The sequence below is a fragment of the Flavobacterium sp. genome, from assembly GCF_049590715.1.
Classification (GTDB): domain Bacteria; phylum Bacteroidota; class Bacteroidia; order Flavobacteriales; family Flavobacteriaceae; genus Flavobacterium.
In genome coordinates this window covers 1-2,418 of sequence record NZ_JBAWDL010000230.1, presented here as the reverse complement: position 1 = coordinate 2,418, position 2,418 = coordinate 1, and the positions used below count along the sequence as shown (strand labels likewise).

At 34.9% G+C, this 2,418-nt stretch carries 1 protein-coding gene; it reads right to left on the bottom strand.

All coding sequences use genetic code 11. The features are described 5' to 3' along the window. A partial coding sequence (locus WBQ70_RS10450; protein ID WP_423913806.1) for a glycoside hydrolase family 2 TIM barrel-domain containing protein occupies window positions 1-2,113 on the bottom strand: 2,113 nt, incomplete at its 3' end. Window positions 2,114-2,418 lie beyond the last annotated feature (305 nt).

The following is a 2,418-nucleotide window of genomic DNA, read 5'->3' as shown; positions in this document are numbered from 1 at the left end:
TGACTTCTTCATTGACTTTTTTACCCTCTTTATAACCTACTACTTTTAAAGTACCTGAGGCATAAGGAACATTCCATGACAAACGGTATTTTGACTGAAAAGTCTTTGGTTCGTAACGACTAAAACCAACTTTTATCTCCGTTAAATCTTTTCCTTTGACTTTTCGACCTAATGATTTTCCGTTTAAGAATAATTCCGCTTCATCAACATTCGTATAACAATATACTGGAATTTCTTTTCCTTCCATTCCTTTCCAGTTCCAATGTGGTAAAAGGTGAATCATAGGTTTAGTTGTCCAATGACTTTGATACAAAAAGAATCTGTCTTTAGGGAAACCACATAAATCTACTGCTCCAAAATAAGAACTCTTAGATGGCCAATGTCCGTTCCAATATCCATTTGTCGAATTGTCTTTTCCACCATAAGGAGTGGGTTCGCCTAAATAATCAAAACCAGTCCAAATAAATTCTCCCATTACAAATGGATTCATTTCTTGAAAATGAAATTCAATATCAGGAGGATACGCCCACGGTGGCCCAATAATATCATAACTCGTCACATGAAGTGAAGGATGTGTTTCATATTTATCTAATGGAAAATGATACACACCACGACTACTAGTAATACTAGAGGTTTCAGACCCATAAAAAGGCAATTCTGGGTAATTAGCTCTTATTTCGTCATACTTACTTGGTTTGTAATTTACCCCAGCAATATCAACTTGTTGTGCAAAATTATTATCATATGGATTGGAATAGTTGTTCATTCCCATAGTTGTAGGTCTAGTACGATCGACTTCTTTGCAATAATCGTTAAGCATTTTAGCGACTCTCCAACCGTTCTTTTTATCTCCTTGTTCTAAAATCTCATTTCCTGTACTCCACATGATAATCGATGGATGGTTACGATCTCTATACAACATATCCTTGATGTCTCTTTCAGCCCATTCGTCAAAAAACACATTATACCCATTCGGTACTTTAGCCATTTTCCAAACGTCAAATGATTCATCCAAAACTAATAATCCTAATTCATCACAAAGATCTAAAAACTCTCTTGAGGGAGGGTTGTGACTCGTACGTATCGCATTAGTTCCCATCTCCTTCATGATTTGTAATTTGCGTTGATCCGCTCTTTTATAAACTGCTGAACCTAACGAACCATTGTCATGGTGCAAACAAACACCATTGAAACGAACTTTTTCATTATTCAAGAAAAAACCGTCTTTCGTAAAAGCAATAGAACGCAAACCAAAACGCGTTTTATAGCTATCCAATACTTTTCCGTTTTTTGAAATCGTGGTAACAGCATTATATAAATGAGGAGTTTTAGTATCCCAGCGTAGTGGATTTTTAACTACTGTAAACAAAGCAGAAATCGCTTTTGAGTTCGCTTCAATTTTCAAATCTTCTTCTACCGAAGCTACTGATTTTCCATCAGGTGCAAAATATTCTTGTTTTACATTTACGGTAACGACAGCGTTGGTTTTATTTTCAACCGTTGTTTCATTTTGTATGGTCGCTTTTTCCTTTGTAACTGTTGGAGTGGTAATATAAGAACCCCATTGTTTTACATGAACAGCTTCATCAATTTTCAACCAAACAGAACGGTAAATTCCAGCTCCTGGATACCATCGAGACGATAAATCTTCAGGTTTTAATCGAACGGCAATGATATTATTCGAACCATCGTATTTTAAGAATTTACTAATATCAAATTCAAACCCAATATACCCATTTGGGCGATTCCCTACTAATTGTCCGTTGACCCAAACATAGGCGTCATACATCGCTCCTTCAAACTCAATGCGAACTACTTTTCCTTTAGCATTTTTGTCCATTTTGAATGCTTTACGGTACCATCCTGTACCATGAAAAGGCAAACCGCCACAACGTGCATTGTATTTTTCATCAAAAGGCCCTTCGATAGCCCAGTCATGAGGTAAATTTAGATTACGCCATTTAGAATCGTTGAAATTTACTTGCTCGGCACCATTTGCTTCGGCATTATAAAATTTCCAAGAATCATTAAAATTCAAATCTTGTGCCTGAACAGAAGTCCATCCACAACAAAGCAGTGCCGTAATACAGAGGGAGAAAAAGAGTTGTTTCATCTTGAATTGCTTCAAATTAATTGTTAGGTTGTTTACTAATTTACAAAACTAATTTTAAACAATAATACCGTCGCTTACATATGTTTTTATTTGTAACAGATATGTGTATTTACTTGAAAACCTACAAAAATCAGCAACAATTAAGTTTTATACTTTATTTTTAGAATGTTATTTTAAGTTCCAATTACTAGCCTCTTTGTTGATCATGGCTGTATTTTATGAAAGTTTGTTATTATTTATTTTAACCGTTGAATGTAAGTATCCTAAACCGTCATTTGAGTTATTATTTAAAAACAATTGAGGCA